Source organism: Cellulomonas sp. ACRRI (assembly GCF_022346185.1).
GTDB lineage: Bacteria > Actinomycetota > Actinomycetes > Actinomycetales > Cellulomonadaceae > Cellulomonas.
Window position 1 is genome coordinate 1 of sequence record NZ_JAKRMS010000272.1, and the last position, 919, is coordinate 919.

At 82.6% G+C, this 919-nt stretch carries 1 protein-coding gene; it reads right to left on the reverse strand.

Annotated features, from left to right (window positions below):
- The coding region (locus MHY85_RS21125) for an LLM class flavin-dependent oxidoreductase (RefSeq protein ID WP_239200440.1) at positions 1–919 on the reverse strand (919 nt) is incomplete at both ends.

Below are 919 nucleotides of genomic sequence, written 5' to 3' on the forward strand. Positions count from 1 at the left end.
GACGGCACGGGCATGACGGCTCCGTTCGGGGACGGCGGCGCGCCCCGCCGCGCCCGCCGCCGTCCCCGAACGGAGCCGTCATGCCCGTGCCGTCCGCCGCCGACCGCCGCCCGCTGCTCGGCGTCGACCTCACCGCCGCCGGCGCCCGCCCGGGCACCCACGGGGCGCTGGGTGCCGTCGCCGCCCGTGCCTTCGACGGCGAGCGCCTGGCCCGCCTGGTGCACCGCGCCGACCGTGGCCTGCTGGACCTGGTCGTGCTCGGCGAGGGGCTGCTGCTGCACCCCGGGCGGCGGCACGTGCCCGGCCGGCTGGACGCGGCCGTCGCCGCGGCGCGGGTGGCCCCGCTGGTGCGCACCGCCGCTCTGGTGGCGGGCGTGCCGCACGAGCAGGTCGACCCCGGGCCGCCCGGTTCCGCCGCCGCCCGGCCGGAGCCGGAACGCGCCGGCCTGCTGGAGCGCGGGCACGGTCCGCTCGACGAGCGCCGCCAGGTCCGCCTCCGCGGACGTCGGCCGGACGACGAACCCGTCGACCGCACCGTCCCGGACGGCGTCCGCCAGCACGGTGGCCAGGTCGGCACCGGTGCCGGCGACGACAGCGCCGGCCACGCCCAGGTCCGGCTGGTCGACGGAGCGCACCAGGTCCAGCCGGGCGAGGGCGGCGTCCCGGTCGTCCGCGAGCGCCACGTCGACGTCCAGCAGCACCCGCACCGCGTCCGGCGCCCGCCCCGCGGCGACGGCGGCCGCGCGCACCCGGGACCTGGCCGCCGCGGCGGCCGCCAGGTCGGGGGCGGTCAGCCGGGCGACGTCGGCGTACCGGCCGGCGAGCGACTCGGCGGCGGGGCCCGCCACCGGGACGACCACGAGCGGCCGGTCCGGCGCCGCCGGGGTCGTGCCGCCCCGGGCGCCCTCCCCTGCTGCCC